22 protein-coding genes and 1 tRNA gene are annotated in these 23,319 nt (G+C 71.5%); 12 read left to right on the top strand and 11 right to left on the bottom strand.

The genetic code is table 11. The features are described from left to right. Positions 1 to 38: 38 nt before the first annotated feature. Positions 39 to 734, bottom strand: coding sequence for an NUDIX hydrolase (locus ABT342_RS12910; RefSeq protein WP_351571350.1), 696 nt, complete (start codon positions 732 to 734; stop codon positions 39 to 41). 93 nt (positions 735 to 827) lie between these two features. Next, complete coding sequence (gene nth, locus ABT342_RS12915) at positions 828 to 1,652, bottom strand: endonuclease III (protein ID WP_351571587.1); 825 nt, start codon at positions 1,650 to 1,652, stop codon at positions 828 to 830. Positions 1,653 to 1,962: 310 nt separating this feature from the next. Between nth and ABT342_RS12920 the strand changes: the two genes are divergently transcribed. Then, a complete protein-coding gene (locus ABT342_RS12920; RefSeq protein WP_017947815.1) occupies positions 1,963 to 2,637 on the top strand; it encodes a Crp/Fnr family transcriptional regulator in 675 nt (224 codons plus the stop codon). 71 nt (positions 2,638 to 2,708) lie between these two features. Here the strand turns inward: ABT342_RS12920 and ABT342_RS12925 are convergent, their stop codons facing one another. The 5 genes from ABT342_RS12925 to sp36 all read right to left on the bottom strand — a co-directional run bounded on the left by ABT342_RS12925 (position 2,709) and on the right by sp36 (position 7,735). Then, on the bottom strand, positions 2,709 to 3,539 hold the full coding sequence (locus tag ABT342_RS12925) for an MBL fold metallo-hydrolase (RefSeq protein WP_351571353.1): 831 nt from the start codon (positions 3,537 to 3,539) through the stop codon (positions 2,709 to 2,711). Continuing rightward, positions 3,536 to 4,585, bottom strand: a complete 1,050-nt coding sequence (locus tag ABT342_RS12930) for an NUDIX hydrolase (protein WP_351571356.1) — start codon at positions 4,583 to 4,585, stop codon at positions 3,536 to 3,538. The genes ABT342_RS12925 and ABT342_RS12930 overlap by 4 nt, the downstream gene beginning before the upstream one ends. Before the next feature lie 70 nt (positions 4,586 to 4,655). After that, positions 4,656 to 6,824 (bottom strand): PQQ-dependent sugar dehydrogenase, encoded by a 2,169-nt coding sequence (locus ABT342_RS12935; RefSeq protein WP_351571359.1) that lies wholly within the window; start codon positions 6,822 to 6,824, stop codon positions 4,656 to 4,658. 285 nt (positions 6,825 to 7,109) lie between these two features. Next, on the bottom strand, positions 7,110 to 7,577 hold the full coding sequence (locus ABT342_RS12940) for a RidA family protein (protein ID WP_351571362.1): 468 nt from the start codon (positions 7,575 to 7,577) through the stop codon (positions 7,110 to 7,112). Beyond that, a complete protein-coding gene (gene sp36 / locus ABT342_RS12945; protein ID WP_019888269.1) occupies positions 7,577 to 7,735 on the bottom strand; it encodes a Sp36 family protein in 159 nt (52 codons plus the stop codon). Before sp36 ends, ABT342_RS12940 begins: the two co-directional genes overlap by 1 nt. A 72-nt stretch (positions 7,736 to 7,807) precedes the next feature. Between sp36 and bagA the strand changes: the two genes are divergently transcribed. Both bagA and bagB read left to right on the top strand, forming a co-directional pair. Then, the gene (bagA, locus tag ABT342_RS12950) at positions 7,808 to 8,791 is read left to right on the top strand and encodes an ATPase BagA (RefSeq protein WP_351571365.1); all 984 of its coding nucleotides are present in this window, start codon (positions 7,808 to 7,810) and stop codon (positions 8,789 to 8,791) included. An 8-nt stretch (positions 8,792 to 8,799) separates the two neighbouring features. Next, on the top strand, positions 8,800 to 10,113 hold the full coding sequence (gene bagB, locus ABT342_RS12955; RefSeq protein WP_351571368.1) for an ATPase BagB: 1,314 nt from the start codon (positions 8,800 to 8,802) through the stop codon (positions 10,111 to 10,113). Positions 10,114 to 10,220: 107 nt separating this feature from the next. Here the strand turns inward: bagB and ABT342_RS12960 are convergent, their stop codons facing one another. Further along, positions 10,221 to 10,565: a WhiB family transcriptional regulator gene (locus tag ABT342_RS12960; protein ID WP_266381103.1), complete on the bottom strand. Its 345-nt coding sequence runs from the start codon at positions 10,563 to 10,565 to the stop codon at positions 10,221 to 10,223. Between the two features lie 392 nt (positions 10,566 to 10,957). Here ABT342_RS12960 and ABT342_RS12965 point away from each other — a divergent pair, with 392 nt between their 5' ends. Next, entirely contained in the window at positions 10,958 to 13,192 is a 2,235-nt protein-coding gene (locus ABT342_RS12965; protein ID WP_351571372.1) for a transglycosylase domain-containing protein, read from the top strand. A gap of 116 nt (positions 13,193 to 13,308) precedes the next feature. Here ABT342_RS12965 and ABT342_RS12970 read toward each other — a convergent pair whose 3' ends face one another. Then, positions 13,309 to 13,773 (bottom strand): GatB/YqeY domain-containing protein, encoded by a 465-nt coding sequence (locus ABT342_RS12970; protein WP_351571375.1) that lies wholly within the window; start codon positions 13,771 to 13,773, stop codon positions 13,309 to 13,311. Positions 13,774 to 13,935: 162 nt separating this feature from the next. Between ABT342_RS12970 and mptB the strand changes: the two genes are divergently transcribed. The 5 genes from mptB to ABT342_RS12995 all read left to right on the top strand — a co-directional run bounded on the left by mptB (position 13,936) and on the right by ABT342_RS12995 (position 19,215). Further along, on the top strand, positions 13,936 to 15,501 hold the full coding sequence (gene mptB / locus ABT342_RS12975) for a polyprenol phosphomannose-dependent alpha 1,6 mannosyltransferase MptB (protein ID WP_351571378.1): 1,566 nt from the start codon (positions 13,936 to 13,938) through the stop codon (positions 15,499 to 15,501). Then, on the top strand, positions 15,498 to 16,847 hold the full coding sequence (locus ABT342_RS12980; RefSeq protein WP_351571380.1) for a glycosyltransferase 87 family protein: 1,350 nt from the start codon (positions 15,498 to 15,500) through the stop codon (positions 16,845 to 16,847). The genes mptB and ABT342_RS12980 overlap by 4 nt, the downstream gene beginning before the upstream one ends. Beyond that, positions 16,739 to 17,683 carry a metallophosphoesterase gene (locus tag ABT342_RS12985; RefSeq protein WP_351571383.1) on the top strand — a complete coding sequence of 315 codons (945 nt, stop codon included), beginning with the start codon at positions 16,739 to 16,741 and terminating at the stop codon, positions 17,681 to 17,683. The genes ABT342_RS12980 and ABT342_RS12985 overlap by 109 nt, the downstream gene beginning before the upstream one ends. Positions 17,684 to 17,859: 176 nt before the next feature. Beyond that, positions 17,860 to 17,933: transfer RNA gene (locus ABT342_RS12990), tRNA-Pro, on the top strand. A gap of 253 nt (positions 17,934 to 18,186) precedes the next feature. Next, on the top strand, positions 18,187 to 19,215 hold the full coding sequence (locus ABT342_RS12995; RefSeq protein WP_351571386.1) for an NAD-dependent epimerase/dehydratase family protein: 1,029 nt from the start codon (positions 18,187 to 18,189) through the stop codon (positions 19,213 to 19,215). 28 nt (positions 19,216 to 19,243) lie between these two features. Here the strand turns inward: ABT342_RS12995 and ABT342_RS13000 are convergent, their stop codons facing one another. Both ABT342_RS13000 and ABT342_RS13005 read right to left on the bottom strand, forming a co-directional pair. Further along, positions 19,244 to 20,356, bottom strand: a complete 1,113-nt coding sequence (locus ABT342_RS13000; RefSeq protein WP_351571389.1) for a sensor histidine kinase — start codon at positions 20,354 to 20,356, stop codon at positions 19,244 to 19,246. Next, the gene (locus ABT342_RS13005) at positions 20,349 to 21,164 is read right to left on the bottom strand and encodes a response regulator transcription factor (protein ID WP_351571392.1); all 816 of its coding nucleotides are present in this window, start codon (positions 21,162 to 21,164) and stop codon (positions 20,349 to 20,351) included. Before ABT342_RS13005 ends, ABT342_RS13000 begins: the two co-directional genes overlap by 8 nt. 124 nt (positions 21,165 to 21,288) lie before the next feature. Between ABT342_RS13005 and ABT342_RS13010 the strand changes: the two genes are divergently transcribed. From ABT342_RS13010 to ABT342_RS13020, 3 genes are read left to right on the top strand one after another with little or no spacing between them, the layout of a single operon-like run. Beyond that, positions 21,289 to 22,005, top strand: coding sequence for a glycosyltransferase family 2 protein (locus ABT342_RS13010; protein WP_351571395.1), 717 nt, complete (start codon positions 21,289 to 21,291; stop codon positions 22,003 to 22,005). Then, entirely contained in the window at positions 22,002 to 22,622 is a 621-nt protein-coding gene (locus ABT342_RS13015) for a TIGR04282 family arsenosugar biosynthesis glycosyltransferase (RefSeq protein ID WP_351571398.1), read from the top strand. The genes ABT342_RS13010 and ABT342_RS13015 overlap by 4 nt, the downstream gene beginning before the upstream one ends. Then, positions 22,598 to 23,275, top strand: coding sequence for a class I SAM-dependent methyltransferase (locus tag ABT342_RS13020; RefSeq protein ID WP_351571401.1), 678 nt, complete (start codon positions 22,598 to 22,600; stop codon positions 23,273 to 23,275). Before ABT342_RS13015 ends, ABT342_RS13020 begins: the two co-directional genes overlap by 25 nt. The last annotated feature ends 44 nt before the right edge of the window (positions 23,276 to 23,319 follow it).

Genomic DNA, 23,319 nt, shown 5'->3' on the forward strand with positions numbered 1-23,319 from the left:
CCGGCACCTCGTCCGGTTAGGGGTCGTGTGCAACCGTCTCATGCGCGCCAGTCGAGCGGGACCTGCCTGGCCCGGTCCCATGGCCGCTCCCAGCCCGCGAAGTGGAGGATGCGGTCGATCACTCCGGCGGTAAAACCCCAGACCAGGGCAGATTCGACGGTGAACGCCGGACCGAGGTTGCCGCTCGGGTAGGCGGCCGTCACACGGTTGGCCGGGTCCGTGAGATCCGCCACGGGCACGGTGAACACCCGAGCGGTCTCGGCCGGGTCCACGACACCGACCGGGGTCCGGTCGCGCCACCAGCCGAGGACGGGGGTCACGACGAAGCCGCTCACCGGAATGTAGAGCCGGGGCAGCACGGCGAAAATCTGGACGCCGGCCGGGTCCAGGCCGGTCTCCTCCTCGGCCTCACGCAGGGCCGCGCGGAGCGGGCCGACGGTCGCCGGGTCGCCGTCCTCGGGGTCGAGGGCGCCGCCGGGGAACGACGGCTGTCCGGCGTGCGAACGGAGGCTGCTCGCGCGCTCCATGAGGAGCAGCTCCGGGCCGTCGGGGCCGTCTCCGAACAGGATGAGCACGGCGGACTGGCGTCCGACGCCGTTCGCGGGCGGCAGGAAGTAGCTGAGCTGCTCGGGGGTGACGGTCCTCACGGCCCGCTCGACCGGGGCGAGCCAGCTGGGCAGGCCGTCGCTCCTCACGGCGACTTCGCCGTCGTACGTCTTACCCGTGCGCGTCATGGGCACCCCCGTCGTTCACAACGCCTCCATGGTGCGAGATCGTTCCGCCCCGCGCGGAAAGGAAACGAAAAGGAGGGGCGGGGTGCCGTGGCGTCACGCCGGGGCCAGGGGCGGTGCGGGCCTGCCCGGGTAGTCGGGTGGCGGGTTGAGGCGCTGGCCGGGGTAGCCGCCCATCTCGTACTTGAGCAGCTTCCTCGCCTTCTCGGGGTCCGTCTCGCCCTCCCCGTACGACGGGCAGAGATGGGTGATCGGGCAGGCGCCGCAGGCGGGCTTGCGGGCGTGGCAGATGCGGCGGCCGTGGAAGATCACGCGGTGGGAGAGCATCGTCCACTCGCTCTTGGGGAAGATCGTGGCGATCTCGGCCTCGATCTTGACCGGGTCGTCCTGCTCCGTCCACTTCCAGCGACGGGCGAGCCGCATGAAGTGCGTGTCGACGGTGATCCCGGGGACCCCGTACGCGTTGCCCAGCACCACGAACGCGGTCTTACGGCCCACACCGGGGAGGGTGACCAGGTCTTCCAGCCGGCCGGGGACCTCGCCGCCGAAGTTGTCCCGCAGGGAAGCGGAGAGGCCGATCAGGGACTTCGCCTTGGCCCGGAAGAAGCCGGTGGGCCTGATGACCTCCTCCAGCTCCTCGGGGACGGCCGCGGCCATGTCCTCGGGCGTCGGGTACTTGGCGAAGAGCGCGGGCGTCGTCTGGTTGACCCGTAGATCGGTCGTCTGGGCGGAGAGGACCGTGGCGACGAGCAGCTGGAACGGGTTCTGGAAGTCGAGCTCGGGGTGGGCGTACGGGTACACCTCGGCCAGCTCCCGGTTGATCCGGCGGGCACGGCGGACCATCGCCAGCCGCGACTCCGGCTTCGACGGCTTCGAGGACTTCGGCGGCTTCCCCGAAGCCCTTCCCGAAGATGTCCCGATTGTCGCCTTTTTCACTTTTGCCGGTGCGTGCGAAACCTGTTCGCCCACAGCGGAATTCTGTTCCCCGGACACTCTCCCGGCCCCCTTGGCCTGCGCTCTCACCGGCGAATTGGACACCCGGCCAGCCTAAGGGGCGGCAGTGACATCTGCTCCGGCGATGGCCGATCGCCACCCGAAACGACCCCTGAGGCACAACAGGACACGCCGGTGCGTCAGACTTGTGGGGGACCCTTGTGATCGATCGCACTGTTTTGCTGTGCGGCATCATGGGGACCACCGTCCCCTGAGCAGGTCGACAAGGAGAGAACTCGTGGACGACGTTCTGCGGCGCGCCCCACTCTTCGCGGCGCTCGATGACGAGCAGGCCGCGGAGCTGCGCGCCTCGATGAGTGAAGTGACGCTCGCCCGCGGCGACGCGCTCTTCCACGAGGGCGACCCCGGCGACCGCCTCTACGTGGTCACCGAGGGCAAGGTCAAGCTCCACCGCACCTCCCCCGACGGCCGGGAGAACATGCTGGCGGTGCTCGGCCCCGGCGAGCTGATCGGCGAGCTCTCCCTCTTCGACCCGGGCCCGCGCACGGCCACCGCGACCGCGCTCACCGAGGTCAAGCTCCTCGGCCTCGGCCACGGCGATCTCCAGCCCTGGCTGAACGCGCGCCCCGAGGTCGCCACCGCCCTGCTGCGCGCCGTCGCCCGCCGACTCCGCAAGACCAACGACCAGATGTCCGACCTGGTCTTCTCCGACGTTCCGGGCCGGGTCGCCCGTGCGCTCCTCGACCTGTCGCGCCGCTTCGGCGTGCAGTCGGAGGAGGGCATCCACGTCGTCCACGACCTCACCCAGGAGGAGCTGGCCCAGCTGGTCGGCGCCTCCCGCGAGACCGTCAACAAGGCGCTCGCCGACTTCGCGCAGCGCGGCTGGCTGCGGCTCGAGGCGCGGGCCGTGATCCTGCTGGACGTGGAGCGCCTCGCGAAGCGTTCGCGCTAGTCCCGAGCAGCGGTAGCTGTACGCGAAGGGGCGCCCGGCACATCGCCGGGCGCCCCTTCGCGTACGCGGAACTAGATCAGGCCGTGGTCCCGCAAGTACTCCAGCTGCGCCCGCACCGAAAGCTCCGCCGCCGGCCACAGGGACCTGTCCACGTCCGCGTACACATGCGCCACGACGTCGGCCGCCGCGCGGTAGCCGTTCTCGACGGCCGTCTCGACCTGGGCGAGGCGGTGGGCGCGGTGGGCGAGGTAGAACTCGACGGCGCCCTGGGCGTCCTCCAGGACCGGGCCGTGGCCCGGCAGGACCGTGTGCACCCCGTCGTCGACCGTCAGCGAGCGCAGTCGGCGCAGCGAGTCCAGATAGTCACCGAGGCGGCCGTCCGGGTGGGCCACGACCGTCGTGCCGCGCCCGAGGATCGTGTCGCCGGTCAGGACGGCCCGGTCGGCGGGCAGATGGAAGCAGAGCGAGTCGGCGGTGTGGCCGGGGGTGGGGACGACCCGCAGCTCAAGGCCGCCGGTACGGATCACGTCCCCGGCCGCGAGCCCCTCGTCGCCCAGCCGCAGCGCCGGGTCGAGGGCGCGCACCTTCGTGCCCGTCAGCTCGGCGAAGCGGCCCGCCCCCTCCGCGTGGTCGGGGTGGCCGTGCGTCAGCAGGGTGAGCGCGATCCGCTTGCCCGCCTTCTCGGCCGCCGCGATCACGCTCTCGAGGTGTACGTCGTCGAGGGGGCCCGGGTCGACGACGACGGCCAGCTCGGAGTCGGGCTCGGAGACGATCCAGGTGTTCGTGCCGTCCAGGGTCATCGCGGACGGGTTCGGCGCCAGGACGTTGACCGCCCGCGCGGTCGCGGGCCCGGAGAGCACCACGTCCCGCGGCTGGCCCGGGAGGGCTGCGGCGTCCGTCATCGGGGGCCTCCCTCCGGGCCCGCAGGTGCCGCCGGTCCCGTGGACCCCGTAGACCCCGCTGCCCCTGCCTGTCCCGCGGACCCCGTAGACCCCGCTGCCCCTGCCTGTCCCGCGGACCCCGTAGGCCCTGCTGACCCTGCCTGTCCCGTGGACCCCACCGACCCCACCGCCCCCGTCGGCACGTGCTTGGTGAACTCGGCGTGGCCCGGCCAGCTGAGGACCAGCGTCCCGTCCTCGCCCAGAGCGGCCTGGGCGAGCACCGGGGTGAGGTCCTGCTCCCCGGCCGCCGCGAGGGCGTCGGTGGCGGTCCCGTAGCGCTGGAGGACCCGCAGCGTGGCGATCGTCGGGGGCATCATCAGCAGCTCGCCCTTGTCGTACCCGGCGGCCGCGTCCTCCGGCCTGATCCACACCGTGCGGTCGGCCTCCGTGGAGGCGTTCCTGGTCCGCTGGCCGACCGGGAGCGCGGCGACGAAGAACCAGGTGTCGAAGCGGCGCGGCTCGAACTCCGGGGTGATCCAGCGGGCCCACGCGCCCAGCAGATCCGAGCGCAGCACCAGGCCCCGGCGGTCCAAGAACTCGGCGAACGAGAGCTCCCGGTCGACGAGGGCCGCCCGGTCCGCCTCCCAGTCGTCGCCGGTGGTGTCGTCCACCACCGAGTCGGCCGTCTCGCCGGCGAGAAGGACGCCCGCCTCCTCGTAGGTCTCACGGACCGCCGCGCACACGATGGCCTGCGCGGATGCCTCGTCCTCGACCCCGAGCCGCTCGGCCCACAGCGCCAGGGACGGTCCGGCCCAGCGCACCGGCCGGGAGTCCCGTTCGTCCACGCCGCCGCCGGGATACACGTACGCGCCTCCGGCGAAGGCCATGGAGGCGCGTCGGCGCAGCATGTGGACGAAGACACCGTCCGCGGTGTCCTTGAGCAGCATCACGGTCGCCGCCCGCCGGGGGGTGACGGCGGTGAGCTCGCCGGCGGCGAGCGCCCGGATCCGGTCGGGCCATTCCGGGGGGTACCACTGACCGTTCTCACCATTCTGACCATGGGGCATGGGCGGATCGTATGCGCTTACGCGCGGATGTTCGAGGGGTGGCCGACCTCCTGGCCACCCCTCGCACGTGTCACGCCGCCGCGTCGGAGTTACCGCGGAGCTTCACGTTCGCTGTGACGTTCGCCGTGCTCGCGTTCCTGATGGCTGTCCCGATCCGGGCCGACACACCGGGGGTCGGGCCGCCCGAGTAGGCGATGTCGATCCGCAGGATGCGGTCGTTTCCGGCCGTGCCGTCCTTGTCGGTGGACGTGGTCAGCCAGATGTCGCCGTCGCGGTCGACCTCGACCGTGCGCAGCCGGTCGTACGTCCCCTGGAAGTACGTCTTCTGCTCGACGAGCTTCGAGGAGGAGTCGATGCGCATCCGGTAGACCCGCTCGCCGCGCGTCGTGGCGACGAAGACGTGGTCGTTGATGATCGTCAGGCCGCTGGGCGAGGCCGCGGAGGTCGGCCAGGTCTTCTTCGGGGCGATGTACCCGGAGCAGCTGCCCGCCGTGCCCTCGCAGTGGGGCCAGCCGTAGTTGCCGCCCTTCTGGACCAGGTTGACCTCGTCCATGGTGCCGTCGCCGAACTCCGCCTGCCACAGCCTGCCCTTGGAGTCGAAGTCCAGCCCCTGCGGGTTGCGGTGGCCCTTCGACCAGACGGCGTTGCCGAAGGGGTTGTCGGACGGGATCGAGCCGTCGGCGTTGATCCGCAGGATCTTGCCGTTGAGGGAGGTGTTGTCCTGCGCCCGCGACTCGGTCTGGGCGTCGCCCATGGAGGCGTACAGCTTGCCGTCGGGGCCGAAGCGCAGTCGGCCGCCGTTGTGGAACCTGCTCTTCTCCATGCCCTGGAGCAGCACCTTGTAGCCGCCGAGGGTGTTGCCGGTCAGGGTCATCCGGGCGATGCGGTTGCCCTCGCTGGACGTGTGGAGGAAGTACACATAGCGGTCCGTGTTGAAGGTGGGGCTGATCTCGATGCCCATCAGGCCGCCTTCGCCGCCCGTGGTCTGGGAGTTGGGTACCTTGCCGACCAGCGTCTTCGTGCCGGACTTGGTCAGCTTGTAGACGTTGAAGGTGTTGCGCTCGGTGTAGATGCCGGTGCCGTCGGGAAGGAAGCCGAGGCCCCAGGCCACGTCCACACCGCTCGCGAGCGTGGAGACCGCGCCCGGGTCGGGGGTGCCGCCCGGCTGGGTGCCGGCCGTCGTCACCGTGATCTCCGGGGTGAACGCGGACTTGTTGCCCTTGAGGTCGTACGCGCGGACCTTGAACCTGTACGCGGTGTTCGCGGTCAGCCCCGCGACGCTGGTCGTGGTCGTGTCGGAGGTGCCCGACAGGACGCCGTCGCGGTGGATCTCGTACCCCGTGACCTTCACGTTGTCGCTGGAGGCGGCCCAGGCGAGGTCGATCGTCGTCGCGGTCCTGCCCGGGGAGCGCAGGTTCGCCGGGACGGTCGGCGCCTGGTTGTCCGGCGGGGCGGGCAGGGTCGCGATGGTGACGGCGTTGCTGGCCACCGACGCGTTGCCGGCCGCGTCGCGGGCGAAGACGGTCCAGTCGTACGTCGTCTGCGGGTCGAGGTTCTCGACGGTCGCCGCGAGCGTCGTGCCGCCGACCTTCTTCATCAGCTGGCCGTGCTGGTAGATGTCGTAGCCGGTGACGCCGACGTTGTCGGTGGCCGCGCCCCAGGCGAGCGAGACGGTGGTGGCCGTCGGCTCCTTGTCCTTGCGCAGATTCGGCGGCGCGGTGGGGCGTTCGGTGTCGGCGGGGCCGGTGGCGGTGACGGTCAGCTTGTCGAGGTTCGGGCCGTCGACGGCCGACGTGGTCGCGCGGATCTTGTTGCTGCCCGCCTTCAGTACGGCGTCCACGGCGACGGTCTTCCAGGTGGTCCAGGCGCCGGTGGCCGGGAAGGCCTGGTTGTCGGCGACCGTGACGCCGTTGACGGCGATGTCGAGCGGGCGGGCGGCGGTGGCGCTGGCGTAGCGGAAGTCGAGCATGGCGTTGGCGGCCTGCGCCGAGTCGACGGTGAACTCGACGTACGCGCCGGTCACGGCCGCGAAGTCGACGAAGCCGGTGCCGGAGTGGCCCGCGTGGTTGGACTCGACGGCGCCCTGCGAGAGGGTCGCCGACTCGGCCTCGTACTGGACGGGGACGGGGGCGGTGGCGGTGGCCGCGGGGGACGGCAGCGCCACGGATAAGGCTGCGGTGGCCGTGGCCACGAGGGCACCGACCGCGTTGCGACGCGGCCTGCGGGGGGTTGGTGCCACGACGGCTCCTCCCGATTCAGATGGATAGGAAGGGTTCCTAACCGTGAACAGGGCACACCCGTGGGCATGATCACGTCAAGAGAGGTGCGCGGGATCGGGCGGAACAGCACGACGGCCCCGCCCCGCCGGGATGCGGCGGTGCGGGGCCGTGCACGTACTGACCGGCGGTTCAGCCGATCGGGGCCGTACTGCGAAGCCGTACTGCGAAGCCGACCCCGGGAGCCGACCCCGGGAGCCGGCCTCCGAAGCGGGCCTCCGGAATCTGCTCCCGAGCCGGCCGGACACTCAGCCCTGGACGAGCTCCACCTGGATCTCGATCTCGACCGGCGCGTCCAGCGGCAGCACCGCGACGCCCACCGCGCTGCGCGCGTGCACGCCCTTGTCGCCGAGCACCGCGCCCAGCAGCTCGCTCGCGCCGTTGATGACGCCCGGCTGGCCGGTGAAGTCCGCCGCCGACGCGACGAAACCGACGACCTTCACCACCCGGGCGATACGGTCCAGATCACCGGCGACCGACTTCACCGCGGCCAGCGCGTTCAGCGCACAGGTGGCGGCCAGCTCCTTGGCCTCCTCCGGTGTCACCTCGCCGCCCACCTTGCCGGTGACCGGAAGCTTGCCCTCCACCATCGGGAGCTGGCCCGAGGTGTAGACGTACGGCCCCGACTGCACGGCGGGCTGGTAGGCGGCCAGCGGCGGCACGACGGCGGGCAGCGTCAGCCCGAGCTCGGCGAGCTTCGCTTCTACGGCACCCATCAGCCCTTCTCCCGCTTCAGGTAGGCCACGAGCTGCTCGGGGTTGTTCGGCCCGGGGACGACCTGGACGAGCTCCCAGCCGTCCTCGCCCCAGGTGTCCAGAATCTGCTTGGTCGCGTGCACGAGAAGGGGCACGGTCGCGTATTCCCACTTGGTCATGGGGCCGACTGTAGCCCGACCTACCGGCTCCCTCATGCGTAGCCCGTCGGCCGACTGGTTAGGCTCGGGGACGTGAGCAGGCTCCAGGTCGTCAGCGGCAAGGGCGGTACCGGTAAGACGACGGTCGCCGCAGCCCTCGCGCTCGCCCTCGCGACCGAGGGAAAGCGCACTCTCCTCGTCGAGGTCGAGGGCAGGCAAGGCATCGCACAGCTCTTCGAGACGGAGGCTCTGCCCTACGAGGAACGGAAGATCGCCGTCGCCCCGGGCGGCGGCGAGGTCTTCGCGCTGGCCATCGACGCCGAGCGGGCCCTCCTCGACTACCTCCAGATGTTCTACAAACTGGGCTCGGCGGGCCGGGCGCTCAAGAAGCTCGGCGCGATCGACTTCGCCACCACCATCGCGCCCGGCGTCCGGGACGTCCTGCTGACCGGCAAGGCCTGCGAGGCCGTACGCCGCCGGGACAAGAAGGGGCGGTACGCCTACGACCACGTCGTCATGGACGCCCCGCCCACCGGCCGCATCACCCGCTTCCTGAACGTCAACGACGAGGTGGCGGGCCTCGCGAAGATCGGTCCGATACACAATCAGGCCCAGGCGGTCATGCGGGTCCTCAAGTCGCCGGAGACAGCGGTGCACTTGGTGACGCTGCTGGAGGAGATGCCGGTCCAGGAGACCGCGGACGGCGTCGCCGAGCTGCGCGCGGCGGACCTGCCCACCGGCAAGGTGATCGTCAATATGGTGCGGCCGCACATCCTCGACGAGGAGGCGGTCCGGGCCGCGAACGGCAGCACCCGCCGCAAGGACATCGCCAGGACCCTCACCACGGCGGGCGTCAGCGGCGCGGCCGGGCTGGTCGCCCCGCTGCTCGAGCAGGCCGCCGAGCACGCCCAGCGCGTCGAGCTGGAGCGTGAGCAGCGGGCCGTACTGAGCGCGCTCGACCTGCCGACGTACGAACTCCCCCTGCTGAGCGAGGGGGTCGACCTGGCCGGACTGTACGAACTGGCGACCGAACTGCGAAAGCTCGGCGTGGACGGGGAGAACGGGGCGAACGGATGACGTCGCGCATGACCTTGCAGGACACGCCGCTGCTCGATATCGATCCGCTCCTCGACGACCCGGGGACCCGCATCATCGTCTGCTGCGGCGCCGGCGGGGTCGGCAAGACGACGACCGCGGCGGCTCTGGGCGTGCGGGCCGCGGAGCGCGGCCGCAAGGCGGTCGTGCTCACGATCGACCCGGCGCGCCGGCTGGCCCAGTCGATGGGCATCGATCTGCTCGACAACATTCCGCGCCGGGTGGACGGCATCAAGGGCGACGGCGAACTGCACGCCATGATGCTCGACATGAAGCGCACCTTCGACGAGATCGTCGAGGCGCACGCGGACCCGGACCGGGCCCGCGCGATCCTGGAGAACCCCTTCTACCAGTCCCTGTCGGCCGGTTTCGCGGGCACGCAGGAGTACATGGCGATGGAGAAGCTCGGGCAGCTGCGGGCGCGCGACGAGTGGGACCTGATCGTGGTGGACACGCCTCCGTCTCGCTCCGCGCTGGACTTCCTGGACGCGCCGAAGCGGCTCGGGTCGTTCCTGGACGGCAAGTTCATCAGGGTGCTGATGGCCCCGGCGAAGATGGGCGGCCGGGCGGGGATGAAGTTCCTGAATGTCGGCATGTCGATGATGACCGGCACGCTGGGGAAGCTGCTGGGCGGTCAGCTGCTGCGGGACGTGCAGACGTTCGTGGCAGCGATGGACACCATGTTCGGCGGGTTCCGCACCCGCGCGGACGCGACCTACCGGCTGTTGCAGGCGCCCGGCACGGCGTTCCTCGTGGTCGCGGCCCCGGAGCGGGACGCGCTGCGCGAGGCGGCGTACTTCGTGGAACGGCTGGCGGCGGAGGAGATGCCGCTGGCCGGGCTGGTGCTCAACCGGGTCCATGGCAGCGGCGCCGCCCAGCTGTCGGCCGAGCGCGCACTGGCCACCGCGGAAAATCTTGACGAGGGCCGCATTGTGGATCAGGAGGACGGGAAGGCTCGTCTTCGTGACACCACGGGCCCCTCTCCCACCGTGGAGTCGGAACCGGAGCACCTCTCCTCACCGGCATCGGAATCGGCGTCGGCATCAGCGGCGGAACAAGCAGCGGAATCGGCATCAGCAGCGCAGGCCACCGCGCAGCTGACCGCGGGTCTGCTGCGCCTGCATGCCGAACGGATGCAGGTGCTCGCGCGCGAACAGCGAACGCGCGACCGGTTCACCGCACTGCACCCCGAGGTGGCGGTGACCGAAGTGGCAGCCCTGCCGGGTGATGTGCACGACCTCGCGGGACTCCGGACCATCGGCGACCGCCTCGCGACCGGCAGTCCTGCGGCCGGAGCCGTGTAGACGCCGAGGCCGAGGCGCCCGGACCGGATACACGATCGGCTGCACGCAGGTACACGAAGCCGCCGGTACCACGTACCGGTTCTCCGCGCCCCGCCCGCCGCGTCCCGTCAGCCCACGGCCGCGTACGTCTCGTAGGTCTCGTCGTCCTCCAGGCCCACGGGCAGAATGCCCGCGCTCCGCTCGTACTCGGTACGCGCGGTCTCGAGCAGCCGGCGCCACGAGGTGACGGTGGGACGCCTGCGCAGCAATGCGCGCCGCTCCCGCTCGGTCATGCCACCCCATACGCCGAACTCGACACGATTGTCGAGCGCGTCGGCCAGGCACTCGGTCCGCACCGGACAACCGGTGCACACCGCCTTGGCCCTGTTCTGCGCCGCTCCTTGTACGAACAGTTCATCCGGATCGGTAGTGCGGCAGGCTGCCTGCGCACTCCAGTCGGTTACCCAGCCCATGCCGGCGCCGTCCTCTCCCGAATCGAGGCTCCCCCACGGCGGCAGCGGCATATTCACCGCTGCCAGTTGAGGACGTTACGGAAGGTGGGCACAGCGCAACACCCCCTTCGGGCCCAATCTTGGATGGCCCGAACGGACTATGCGTACGCGGCAGATCACCCAGGGGAGTGACCTGAAGGCATACGTAATAAATGCGACAAGTATGGGCAATCCGAGTCAGAAGGCAGGGGGAAGCCAGGGACTCGAGAGGCTCGGGGTCGCTGTGGGGTGGCTCGGGTTGAACTCGGCACGGCTCGGGGTATTGATACGCAACCGCACTGCTGTGACAGTTGGGAGCAGCTTAGGCCAAGGCATATACGCGTGTCCGCCGAATGAGAACGTAGGCTGCCCCCATGGCAAACAAGCGCTCGGGCGGAGGTCTGACCGGGACCCAGCAGGCCGCCAAGTTCCTCGGTGTCAGCGTGCTCTCCGGAGCCGTGCTGGCGGGTATCGCGCTCCCCGCCGTCGGCGCGCTGGGGCTGGCGGCCAAGGGAACGGTCGAGGGATTCGACGAGATCCCCGCCAACCTCAGGACGCCCCCACTGAGCCAGCGCACCACCATCCTGGACGCCCAGGGCGGCACGATCGCCACGGTCTACTCGCGCGACCGCACCGTCGTCCCGCTCAAGGACATCTCGCCGCACATGCAGAACGCGATCATCGCGATCGAGGACTCGCGCTTCTACCAGCACGGCGCGGTCGACCTCAAGGGTGTGCTGCGCGCGCTCAACCGCAACGCGCAGGAGGGCGGGGTCGCCCAGGGTGCCTCCACCCTGACGCAGCAGTACGTCAAGAACGTCTTCGTCGAGGAGGCCGGTGACGACCCCGAGAAGGTCGCCCAGGCCACCCAGCAGACCATCGGCCGCAAGATCCGCGAGCTGAAGTACGCGATCCAGCTGGAGGAGGAGCTGGAGGGCGGCAAGAAGAAGATCCTGGAGAACTACCTCAACATCACCTTCTTCGGCCAGCAGGCGTACGGCGTCGAAGCGGCGTCCAAGCGGTACTTCTCCAAGTCCGCCAAGGACCTGAAGCTGGAGGAGGCGGCCCTGCTGGCCGGCATCGTCCAGTCACCGAGCCGCTACGACCCGGTCAACGACAAGGAGGAGGCCACCAAGCGGCGCAACATCGTGCTGCAGCGGATGGCCGACGTCCGCAACATCTCGCAGGAAGAGGCCGACCGGGCGAAGGCGACGCCCATCAAGCTGAACGTCAGCCGGCCGAAGAACGGCTGCATCACGGCGGTCGACGGCGCGGGCTTCTTCTGCGACTACGTACGCAAGACCATCCTCTCCGACCCCGTCTTCGGGAAGACGGAGGAGGAGCGGCAGAAGCTGTGGAACCTGGGCGGTCTGACCGTCAGGACCACGCTCCAGCCGCGCGCGCAGGCCGCCGTCAACGAGGCCGCCACCGCGAAGGTCAGGAAGAACGACCCGGTCGCGGCCACGGTGGTGCAGGTCCAGCCCGGCACCGGCAAGATCCTGTCGATGGGCCAGTCCCGCCCGTACGGCCTGGACCAGAAGCGGAACGAGACGGTGCTGAACCTGGCCGTCGGCAGCAAGATGGGCGGCACCACGTACGGCTTCCAGACCGGCTCGACCTTCAAGCCGATCACCGCCGCCGCCGCGCTGGAGAAGGGCATCAGCCCGGCCCAGACCTACTCCAGCCCGTGGAAGATCACCCTGAAGGAGAAGTCCTACACCAAATGTGACGGGCGCCCGGCCGGGTCGGCCCCCTGGCCCCTGCAGAACGAGCTGAAGACCGAGGCCGGGACCTGGGACATGACCAGCGCGCTCGGCAAGTCCATCAACACCTACTTCGCCTACCTGGAGCAGACGGCCGGTCTGTGCGAGACGGTCCAGATGGCCGAGAAGATGGGCTACGACAAGGGCCTGGGCAAGAAGCTGCAGGAGCTGCCCTCGATCACCCTCGGCGGCCAGGAAAGCACTCCGCTGGACATGGCCGCGGCGTACGCCACGTTCGCCAACCGGGGCACGTACTGCACGCCCATCGCCATCGAGTCCGTCACCACCGCGAACGGCGAACGCCTCAAGGTGCCGCGGAGCAGCTGCACCCGGGCGATGAGCGAGCGGACCGCGGACACCATCAACCAGATGCTCAAGGGCGTGGTCGAGGACGGCACCGGTACGCAGGCCGGCCTCACCGACCGGGACAACGCGGGCAAGACCGGCACGACGGACGAGCGTGTGGACGCCTGGTTCGTCGGGTACACCCCGAACCTCTCCACGGCGGTGTGGGTCGGTGACGACATCGGCGAGAAGACTCCGATGTTCGACATCACCATCGGCGGCCAGTACTACGACAAGGTCTGCGGCGGCTGTCTGCCCGGCCCGATATGGCGGATCGCGGTGACCGGCGCGATGGACGCCGCCGAGACCTCCGTCTTCAACCCCGTCTCCGTGCCCCGCGCCAAGGAGAAGGGCAAGGACGAGGGCCGGGGCGGAGCCAGGCCCGGTAAGCCCGGCAAGCCGCCTGTCCAGTCGCCGTTCCCCGGCGTCACCATCCCGCCGGGCTTCATCGGCGGCGCCGACGGTGGCCGGGTCAACGGCGGCGGTGGCTGGCGGAACTGACCGCGCCGGCAGTACGTGAGTGAGGGCGCCCCCCTGCGGGGGCGCCCTCACTCGTGCGTCGGGTGTGTGCGCGTGTGGCGCGTGCGCGGTGCGTCCGCGTTACGCGCGGCCCGTCCTCAGCCCGCGAGCAGCTTCTTGACCGCCGCGGCGACCCGGCCGCCCTCGGCGCGGCCCGCCACCTTCGGGTTCACGATCTTCATGACCGCGCCCATCGCACGCGGTCCCTCGGCACCGCCGGCCCTGGCCTCCTCGACGGCCTGCGCGACCACGTCGTTCAGCTCCGCGTCCGACAGCTGCTGCGGGAGATAGGCGTCGAGGATCTCGCCCTCCGCCTTCTCACGGTCGGCCTGCTCGGCGCGACCGCCCTTGGCGAAGGCCTCGGCCGCCTCGCGGCGCTTCTTCGCCTCCCTGGCGATGACCTTCTGCACCTCGTCGTCGGAGAGCTCGCGCGCCTCCGTGCCCGCGACCTCCTCCTTGCTGATCGCGGTGAGGGTCAGCCGGAGCGTCGAGGAGCGCAGCTCGTCGCGCGCCCTGATCGCCTCGGTGAGGTCTTCCTTCATCTGGGCCTTGAGCGTGGTCATGCGTCGATTGTGGCAGGTACGCGGCGTGCGCCGCCCGCGCATTTCCCGGGGGCCTCGCCCCCGGAACCCGCAAGGAGCCCGTAAGCCGCCGGACATATCGTGGCCGCTCCGGGGTGGGGCGGGCGTCGGCTGGTGGCCATCGTCCGTTGACAGCCTGCCCGCATGCCGGTCATCCCCGTCCCCTTCGACACCCGCCGCTGCCAGCTGCTGGGGCTGACCGGCTCGGCGGCCCTCGCGGCCGGTGGGGTGGCCGTCGGGGCCGTACCCGTACGGGACGTACTCGCGCCGCGGTCCGCAGCGGCCGCGCTCGGGCTGGCCGGGGCCTACTTCGGGCTCGTCGTGCTCATCGCCGCCTGGGCGCTGCTCGGCCGTGCCGTCCGCGGGCCCGTACCGCCGTCGCCGCGCACGCTGCTGCTCACGCTCGCCCTGTGGTCGGCTCCGCTGCTGCTCGCACCGCCGCTGTTCAGCAGGGACGTGTACAGCTATCTTGCCCAGGGTGCGATGGTCGATGCCCAGATTGATGTGTACTCCTATGGTCCTTCCCGGCTCGGCGGTCCGTTGACCGCCGAAGTCGCGCCGATCTGGCAGCACACCCCCACCCCCTACGGCCCGTTCTTCCTGGCCTGCGCGGCCGCGATCGCGGAGTTCGCGCGTACGGAGGTGTCGACCGGCGTTCTCGGTATGCGGCTGGTCGCGCTCCTCGGGGTCGCGCTGATGGTCCTGTGCCTGCCCGTACTGGCCCGCCGGTGCGGTGCCGACCCGCGCGCCGCGCTCTGGCTCGGCGCGCTGAACCCGCTCCTGCTGCTGCACCTCGTGGGCGGCGCGCACAACGACGCCCTGATGCTGGGCCTGCTGGGCGCCGGACTGGTCGCGGCGCTGGGCCGGTGGCCGGTCGTCGGCGCCGTACTCGTCACCCTCGCCGCCTTGGTCAAAGCGCCCGCCGCGCTGGGCCTGATCGCCGTCGCGCTGCTCTGGGCCCATCGGCGGCGCGGCCGGCTGCCCTGGCTCGGGGCGGGGCTCGCCGTCCTCGGCACGGCAGCCGCCACCACCGCCCTGACCACCGCGCTCACCGGCACGGGCTACGGCTGGATAGCGGCCCTCGACACCCCCGTATCTCCCGGGAACTGGTCGCTGACCTCCTCGCTCGGCCGGATGACGGGCGCGCTGCTGGCAGGCGCGGGCGACGGTCTCGCCCGGCTCGCCCCGTTCGCCGTACCGGCGTGGCACATGCTCGGCCTCGCCGCCACCGCGCTCGCCGTGCTCGTCGTCTGGCGGCGGCACCGGCGGCTCGGCCCGGTCTACGCGCTCGGGCTGAGCCTGACGGCGATAGCCGTCCTCGGTCCGGCGATCCGGCCCTGGTACGTGCTGTGGGGCCTGTTCCTGATCGCCGCGGCGGCGCCGGGCGGAGCACCGGCCCGTTCACCGAACCCGTCATCCGCCGCATCGCCCGCGACATCCACGTCGCTCAAGTCGCTCAAGTCACCCAAGACGCCCCGCACGTTGCCCAACAGGTCACCACGCCTGCGCCGGGCCGCCGCCGTGACCAGCGGCGTACTGGCCCTCGCGGTCCTGCCCAGCGGATTCGCCCCGGACAGCACCCAGTTGCTGCTCGCGGTGGCAGGCGGCGCGGCGGCACTTCTCCTGCTGCTGGCACTGTGGTGCGCCTATCAGTTCATGGCCCGGGGTTCCTCGGGCCGCCGTCCGGAACCGCTGGGGAGTCCCGCGTGAGACCACCGACCACGACCCTCGGCAGGGTCCTCGTCACCCTGGGACTGACGACCGCGGTCGCGGCCTTCCTGGTGTTCGTCCCGTTGCACCGCAACTGGTTCGACCTCAAGGTCTACTACGGTGCCGTCGGCCACTGGATCGACGGCGGCCGGATCTACGACTACCTCAAGCCCGGTACCCACTACGGCTTCACCTACCCGCCGTTCGCGGCGGTGTGCATGCTGCCGATGGCGGTGGTCGGCTGGTACGGGGCCCTCGCGATCAGCCAACTGCTGAACGTCGCGGCCGCGGCGGCCATCCTCTATATCTGTGCCGACGCGACGATCCGCCGCGCGGGCTGGACCCGGTGGTACGCGTACGCCGTACTGGCCTGCATGTTCGCCTGGCTGGAGCCCGTGCGCGACACCGCCAGCTTCGGCCAGGTCAATCTGCTGCTGCTCGCGCTCGTGCTCGGTGACGCCTGGCTGCTCACGGCGGGCGCGCGCCACCCGTTGCGGCTGAACCGCTTCGCCGGCCTCGGCATCGGCCTCGCCGCGGCCATCAAGCTCACCCCGGCGATCTTCATCGTCTACCTGCTGGTGACCCGACGGCTCCGGGCGGCCGGCGTCGCCACGGGCGTCGCGGGCGGTGCGACCGCGCTCGCCGCCTGGGCCGACCAGGAGGCGTCCTGGACGTTCTGGACGGAGGCGATGTGGAACACCGACCGCGTCGGTTCGCTCTCGTACGTCTCCAACCAGTCCTGGCAGGGCATGCTGGCCCGCCTCACCGAACCCTTCGCCGAGCCCAGCCGCGTGGTCTGGGCCATGGGCGTCCTGCTGCTCCTGTGCCTGTGGGCCTGGCGGGCGCGGCGGGCGGTCGCCGCCGGTGACGAACTCGCCGGCTTCGCCCTGACGGGTATCACCGCCTGCCTGGTGAGCCCGGTCACCTGGGTGCACCATCTCGTCTGGCTGATCCCCGCCGTCGCGGTGCTCGCGGACAAGGGGCTGCGCTCGGCGCCGGGCAGCGTCGAGCGTCGGCGGATGATCGGCTGGACCCTGGGCATCTACGCCCTCCTGTGCAGCAGCATCGTCTGGCTGTGGCGGTGGAACGACGGCGGCGTTCCCGGGATCCTCGGATCCAACGCCTACGTATGGATCTCGCTGGGCCTGCTCGCCCTGCTGCCCTTCCGCGCCGGACTGCGGGACGGGCACGGGGACGGGCCATATGACCTCCCGGACCCGTCTGCGACGATGGGCGCATGCGCGCACGCTACGGGCTCCCCCTCAAAGTCACTGCCACCGTCGCGGCAGTCGGTGCCGCCGGCATCGCCTATGCAGCCGGATTCGAAGCCCGCTCATTCCGGCTGAGGCGGGTGACCGTCCCCGTACTGCCACGCGGCATGCGCCCGCTGCGCGTACTCCAGGTCTCCGACATCCACATGGTCAGCGGCCAGCGCAAGAAGCGCGCCTGGCTGCAGTCGCTGGCGGGCCTGCGCCCGGACTTCGTCGTCAACACCGGTGACAACCTGTCGGACCCGGAGGGCGTGCCCGAGGTGCTCGACGCGCTCGGCCCGCTCTTCGACTTCCCCGGTGTGTACGTCTTCGGCTCCAACGACTACTACGGGCCGAAGCTGCGCAACCCGGCCCGCTATCTGCTCGAGCGGGCCCAGGGCCGCCACGGCCTGAACGGCAACGCGCCCGCGGTCGGTGTCGTCCACAACCCGTGGGAGGAACTGCGCGACGCGTTCGACGCGGCGGGCTGGGTGAACCTCAGCAACACCCGGGGCCGCCTCAAGCTCCCCTCCGACGGCCTCGACCTCGCCTTCACCGGCCTGGACGACCCCCACATCAAGCGCGACCGCTACGACATGATCGCGGGCGGCCCCGAGCCGGACGCCGACTTCTCCATGGCCGTGGTCCACGCCCCCTACCTGCGCTCCCTGGACGCCTTCACCACCGAGGGCTACCCCCTGATCCTGGCCGGCCACACCCACGGCGGCCAGCTCTGCATCCCCTTCTACGGCGCCCTGGTCACCAACTGCGACCTCGACACGGACCGCGTCAAGGGCCTCTCGACGCACGAGGCCGACGGCCTGGTCTCGCACCTCCACGTCTCGGCGGGCTGCGGCACCAACCGCTACACACCGGTGCGCTTCGCGTGCCCGCCGGAGGCGACGCTGCTGACACTCACGGCCCGCGACTGATCCGGCCCCGTCCGTCCGCCGTGTGCGGGCCACGGCCCCTGGGGCCGACGCGGGACGGGCCACGACCGCTGGGGCCGTCGGCATCGGACCCGGCCCGCGGGGTCGTGAAAACCGGATTTCGTCTCCGGGCGCGGGTGGGCTAAAGTAAACGACGTCGCCGCGAGAGCAAGCGACATCGGGGTGTAGCGCAGCTTGGCAGCGCGCTTCGTTCGGGACGAAGAGGTCGTGGGTTCAAATCCCGCCACCCCGACAGCTGAAACACCAGGTCAGGGGCCTGATCCGCGAGAGCGGGTCGGGCCCCTGAGTGGTTTCGGAGATCGTTTGGGAGAAACCTGGGAGACGATCTTGGTCGGAGTCTCCCAGGGAGCCATGGGGCGACTGCTGGGCGGCACGGCCGTGACGTCCGACTCTCCTGTGCGTTCGTGAAGCGGATCCTCTTACAGATCCGTGACGCGCGGCCCGTCGGACACCTCGCCGGAACCGGGGCGGCATAGCTTCGGGGCATGCGCGTACTTGTGACTGGAGGAGCGGGCTTCATCGGCTCGCACGTCGTCGCCGAGCTGATCGGACGCGGGCACGACCCGGTGGTGTTCGACATGACGGAGGACGGGCGGGACGTACGGGACCCGAAGGCGGTACGGGACGCCCTGGCCGGGGTCGACGCGGTCTGTCACCAGGCGGCCAAGGTGGGCCTGGGCAAGGACTTCGGGGACGCACCCGGGTACGTGTCGGTCAACGACCTCGGTACGGCGGTGCTGCTGGCCCAAATGGCGGAGGCGGGGGTGCGGCGGCTGCTGCTCGCCGGGTCGATGGTCGTCTACGGTGAGGGGCGGTACGAGTGTGCCGCGCACGGCGTGGTCCGGCCCGGTCCGCGTGCCGAGGCCGATCTGAAGGCCGGTCGGTTCGAGCCGCGTTGTCCGGCCTGCGGTGCCGACCTGGCACCCGGTCTGGTCGCGGAGGACGCGCCGATGGACCCCCGGAACGTCTACGCCGCCACCAAGCTGGCGCAGGAGCACCTCGCGGGCTCATGGGCCCGGGCGGTGGACGGACGCGTGATCTCGCTGCGCTACCACAACGTCTACGGCCAAGGGATGCCCCGCGACACGCCGTACGCGGGCGTGGCCGCCCTGTTCCGGTCCGCGCTCGCGCGCCGCGAATCGCCGCGCGTCTTCGAGGACGGCGGCCAGCGTCGGGACTTCGTCCACGTACGGGACGTGGCCTCGGCCAACGCGACGGCGCTGGAAGCCTTGACGAAGGGGCCGGCCTTCGCCGCGTACAACGTCGGAAGCGGTGAACCGAGGACCGTCGGCGACATGGCCGAAGCGCTGGCCGCCGCGTGCGCGGGGCCGTCCCCGGTCGTCACCGGCGAGTACCGGCTGGGCGATGTCCGGCACATCACCGCCGACTCCGCGCGGCTGCGCCGCGAGCTGGGCTGGCGTCCGGAGGTGCCGTTCAGCGACGGGATGGCCGAACTCGCGGGCGGCACGGAAGACCCGGCCCCGTGGGAGGCCGGGCTCGCCCGGCAGCCGTAGGGCAGCAGTGGGCTGACCTGGGGTACGGCTACCCCACCGGTACCGGCAGGGTCAGTTCGAAGCGGCAGCCGCCGGAGACGTTGCGGACGTCGGCCCGGCCGGCGTGTGCCTCGACGATGCCCCGGACGATCGCCAGTCCGAGGCCCGCCCCCGAGGGTGGAGTCCGTGCCGGGGTGCCGCGCCAGCCGGTGTCGAAGACGCGCGGGAGGTCTTCCTCGGGGATGCCTCCGCAGGCGTCGGTGACCGAGAGCACCACGGAGTCCGCGTGGAGTTCGGCGGCGATCGCGACGGTGCCGTCGGCGGGGGTGTGGCGGATGGCGTTCACCAGGAGGTTGGAGAGAACGCGGGTCATTTCCTTGCCGTCCACCTCCACCGGGAGGGGTTCGACGTTCTCGCCCGCGAGGCGCACGCCGTGTTCTCGTGCGAGGGCGTCGGCACCGGCCAGGGCGTCTCCGACGAGGTCGTAGAGGGACATCCGGGTGGGGCTGAGGGTCAGCGCGCCCGCGTGGATGCGGGAGAGTTCGAAGAGGTCGCCGACCATGGAGTTGAGGCGGTCGACCTCGGTGCGCATCTGGCGGTGGTAGCGGGCGGGGTCGGCCGCCACGCCGTCCTCCAGCGCCTCCGACATGGCGCGCAGCCCGGCGAGCGGGGTGCGCAGGTCGTGCGAGATCCAGGCGACGAGTTCGCGCCGGGAGGTCTCCAGGGCGCGCTCGCGTTCGCGGGAGGCGGCCAGCCGTTCGCTGGTGAGGGCGAGCTCGCGGCTCAGGTCCTCGAATTCGGCGGGGGCGGGTACGAGCGGTGGCGTGAACGTGCCCTGCTCCCCGAATCCGCGGGCCGCACGGACGAGTTCCCGGCATCGTCGTACGACCTGGCGGCCGAGGAGCAGCGCGGTGGCCAGCGACACGGCGGCCGCCATCGCGACGACCATGGTCACCACGGCCAGGTCGTGGGACGACAGGAACATCGCCCACGCCACCGCGAGCGTCCCGGCGAGCATCGCGGCCACGGCGACGGCGGCGACGACGGCGAGGGACACCGCGAGACTCCGGTGCCTCAGCATGCGCAGCGCCACGGCCCCCAGAAGACCGGCGGCGCCCGCGCCGAGGAGGGCGTAGAGGGCGATCAGCAGCAGGTCACGCACGGTCCGCCTCCGTCTCCATCCCGGCAGCCGAGATGACCTCGGTGGCCGCGCTCGCCTCGAAGCGGTAGCCGACGCCCCAGACGGTCCGGATCAGTCGCGGGGTCGCCGGGTCGTCCTCGACCTTTCCGCGGAGCCGGCGCACGTGGACGGTCACGGTGGACAGATCTCCGAAGTCCCATCCCCAGACCTCGCGCATCAGCCGCTCCCGGTCGCAGACCTGCCCCGGGTGCCGCAGGAAGTAGGCGAGGAGACCGAACTCCCTCAGGGTGAGCGTGAGTTCCTTCCCGTTCTTGGTGACCCGGCGGGCCGTTGCGTCCAAGGACAGGCCCGCCACGTCGAGCCGTTGCCCCTCGGCCGGAGCGGCGGCTGCCGCGCGGCGCAGGACCGACCGCACACGCAGGACGAGCTCTCGTGGGCTGAAGGGTTTGGTCACGTAGTCGTCCGCGCCGACCTCCAGGCCCAGGATCCGTTCGTCCTCGTCACCTCGCGCGGTCAGCATGATGACCGGGACCGGTGGGCTGCCGTTCTCCCGTGCGCGCAGCCGACGGCAGACCTCCAGCCCGTCCATGCCGGGCAGCATCAGGTCGAGCACCACGAGGTCGGGCCGGAGCGCCTCGGCGGCGCGCAGCGCGGCCGGCCCGTCGGCGGCCAGGCTCACGGCGAAACCGGCCCGCTTCAGGTACTCGGCCACGACTTCCGAGACGGTCGGATCGTCGTCCACGACGAGAACCCTGCCCAAGGCGCCGGCCCCGTCGACACCATCGGCGCGGTGTCCTTCGTACGGGCTCTCCCCGTCGGTCACTGCCATGGCCCCAGGTTGTCACCCGTCCGGCCGCGGCTCTGGCGCAGGTACCCCTCCCCCGGGATGGCGTCCGCGTTTCGTAAGGACTGGAAGGGTCATTTCCCGCTACTCGGTTCCTACGGTGTGGAGGGTGACTTCATCTGCTTGCGCGCCGCCCCGCGCGGACCTCGTACTGCCGTGCCTCGACGAGGCCGAGGCGCTCCCCTGGGTGCTGGCGCGGGTGCCCGCCGGGTGGCGGGCCATCGTCGTCGACAACGGGTCGACCGACGGCTCCGCGGAGATCGCCCGAAGCCTCGGGGCGACCGTCGTGCACGAGAGCCGGCGTGGTTTCGGTGCGGCCTGTCACGCCGGGCTGCTCGCGGCGCGGGCCGACCTGGTCTGCTTCTGCGACTGCGACGCCTCCATGGACCCGGGGCGGCTCGCCCCGATGGCTGCACGGGTGGCATCGGGCGAGGCCGATCTGGTGCTCGGGCGTCGGCGCCCGCAGGGGCGAGGTGCCTGGCCCGCTCATGCCCGCGCCGGGAACCTCGCCCTCGCGCGCATGCTGCGTCACCGCACCGGGCTGCGGCTGCACGACCTCGGGCCGATGCGGGTGGCACGCCGAGAGCCCCTCCTCGGGCTGGACTTGACCGACCGGCGCAGCGGCTACCCGCTCGAGATGGTCGTGCGCGCCTCGGATGCGGGCTGGCGGGTCGCCGAGACGGACGTCCCGTACCTGCCCCGCTCGGGGAAGTCGAAGGTCACCGGGACTTGGCGGGGCACCTGGCATGCCGTGCGCGACATGCGCCGGGTACTCGCTGAGCCGCCCGGCGCACCGTCCATGGCGGCCGGGGAGGTCTCCGTATGAGCACCCTCCTCGTCATCGCCAAGGCTCCCGTGGCTGGGCGGGTCAAGACGCGTCTCACGCCGCACTTCACCCCGGAGCAGGCAGCCCAGTTGGCCCAAGCCGCCCTCCAGGACACGCTCGCGGCCGTGCTCGGCGCCCCTGTCGGGCGTCGTGTTCTTGTCCTCGACGGACGACCGGGGTCCTGGATGCCCGAGGGCATCGAGGTTCTTCCGCAAGGTGCCGGCGGCCTCGACGCCCGACTGGCCGCGGCCTTCTCCCACGTCGAAGGGCCCGCGCTGCTCATCGGCATGGACACCCCCCAGGTCACCCCCGACCTCCTCACCCAGGGCCTCGACTTCAGCGAGACCGATGCCTGGTTCGGCCCGGCCGACGACGGCGGGTTCTGGGCACTCGGCCTGGCCGAGCCAGACCCGGCGCTGCTCCTCGGCGTCCCCATGTCGGTGGCGCACACCGGGCGGGAGCAGCGCCGACGGCTGACCGCGTCCGGGCGCGCGGTACGGGACCTGCCCGAGCTGTGCGACGTGGACACACCGGCCGACGCGGCACGGGTCGCGGCCGCCATACCCGGCACCCGCTTCGCCACGCTCCACGAATGGCTCTGCGCGGTGACGCGGTGACCGCCCAGCTGGCCGAACCCGCCCTCGCCTGGCGGGCCGACCCGTACGCCGAGGCGCTCCGTACCGGCCGGGGTCCTCTCTACCTGCGCCGAGGCGACGGCTGGTTGCTGCCGCTGGACGTCGAGCGATGGTGCGCCGAACCCGACGCGGCCGACACCACCGTCCTCGACCGCTGCGCGGGCCCTGTCCTGGACATCGGGTGTGGACCCGGCCGCCTCGTCACCGCCCTCGCCGCACGCGGACACCGGGCTCTGGGGGTGGACGTCACCCCGGAGGCGGTGGCCCGCGCAGTCCGCGCGGGAGGCAGCGCCCTGTGCAGGTCGGTCTTCGATCCCCTGCCTCGTGAGGGCCGCTGGGACACCGTGCTGCTCATCGACGGCAACATCGGCATCGGAGGCGACCCGGCCGCCCTGCTCCGCCGCGCCGCCCGACTCGCCTCACCGTCCGGCTCCCTGCTGGTCGAGGTGGCCACCGCCGACGTCGACGAACGCGTCGAGGTCCACGTCGACGACGGCCGCGGCGGCCGCGGCGCGCCCTTCCGATGGGCCCGGCTCGGCACCCGGGCGCTCTGCGCCGAGGCCCCGAAAGCCGGCTGGACCCGATCCCTCACCTGGCAGGCCGCGGGCCGCAGATTCGTGGGCCTACGCCGCTGACGCCGCGACGTGGAGGGGGCCGACGCGGCCACGCGTCGGCCCCT

It is taken from the genome of Streptomyces sp. NPDC000410 (genome assembly GCF_040300305.1).
Lineage (GTDB): Bacteria > Actinomycetota > Actinomycetes > Streptomycetales > Streptomycetaceae > Streptomyces.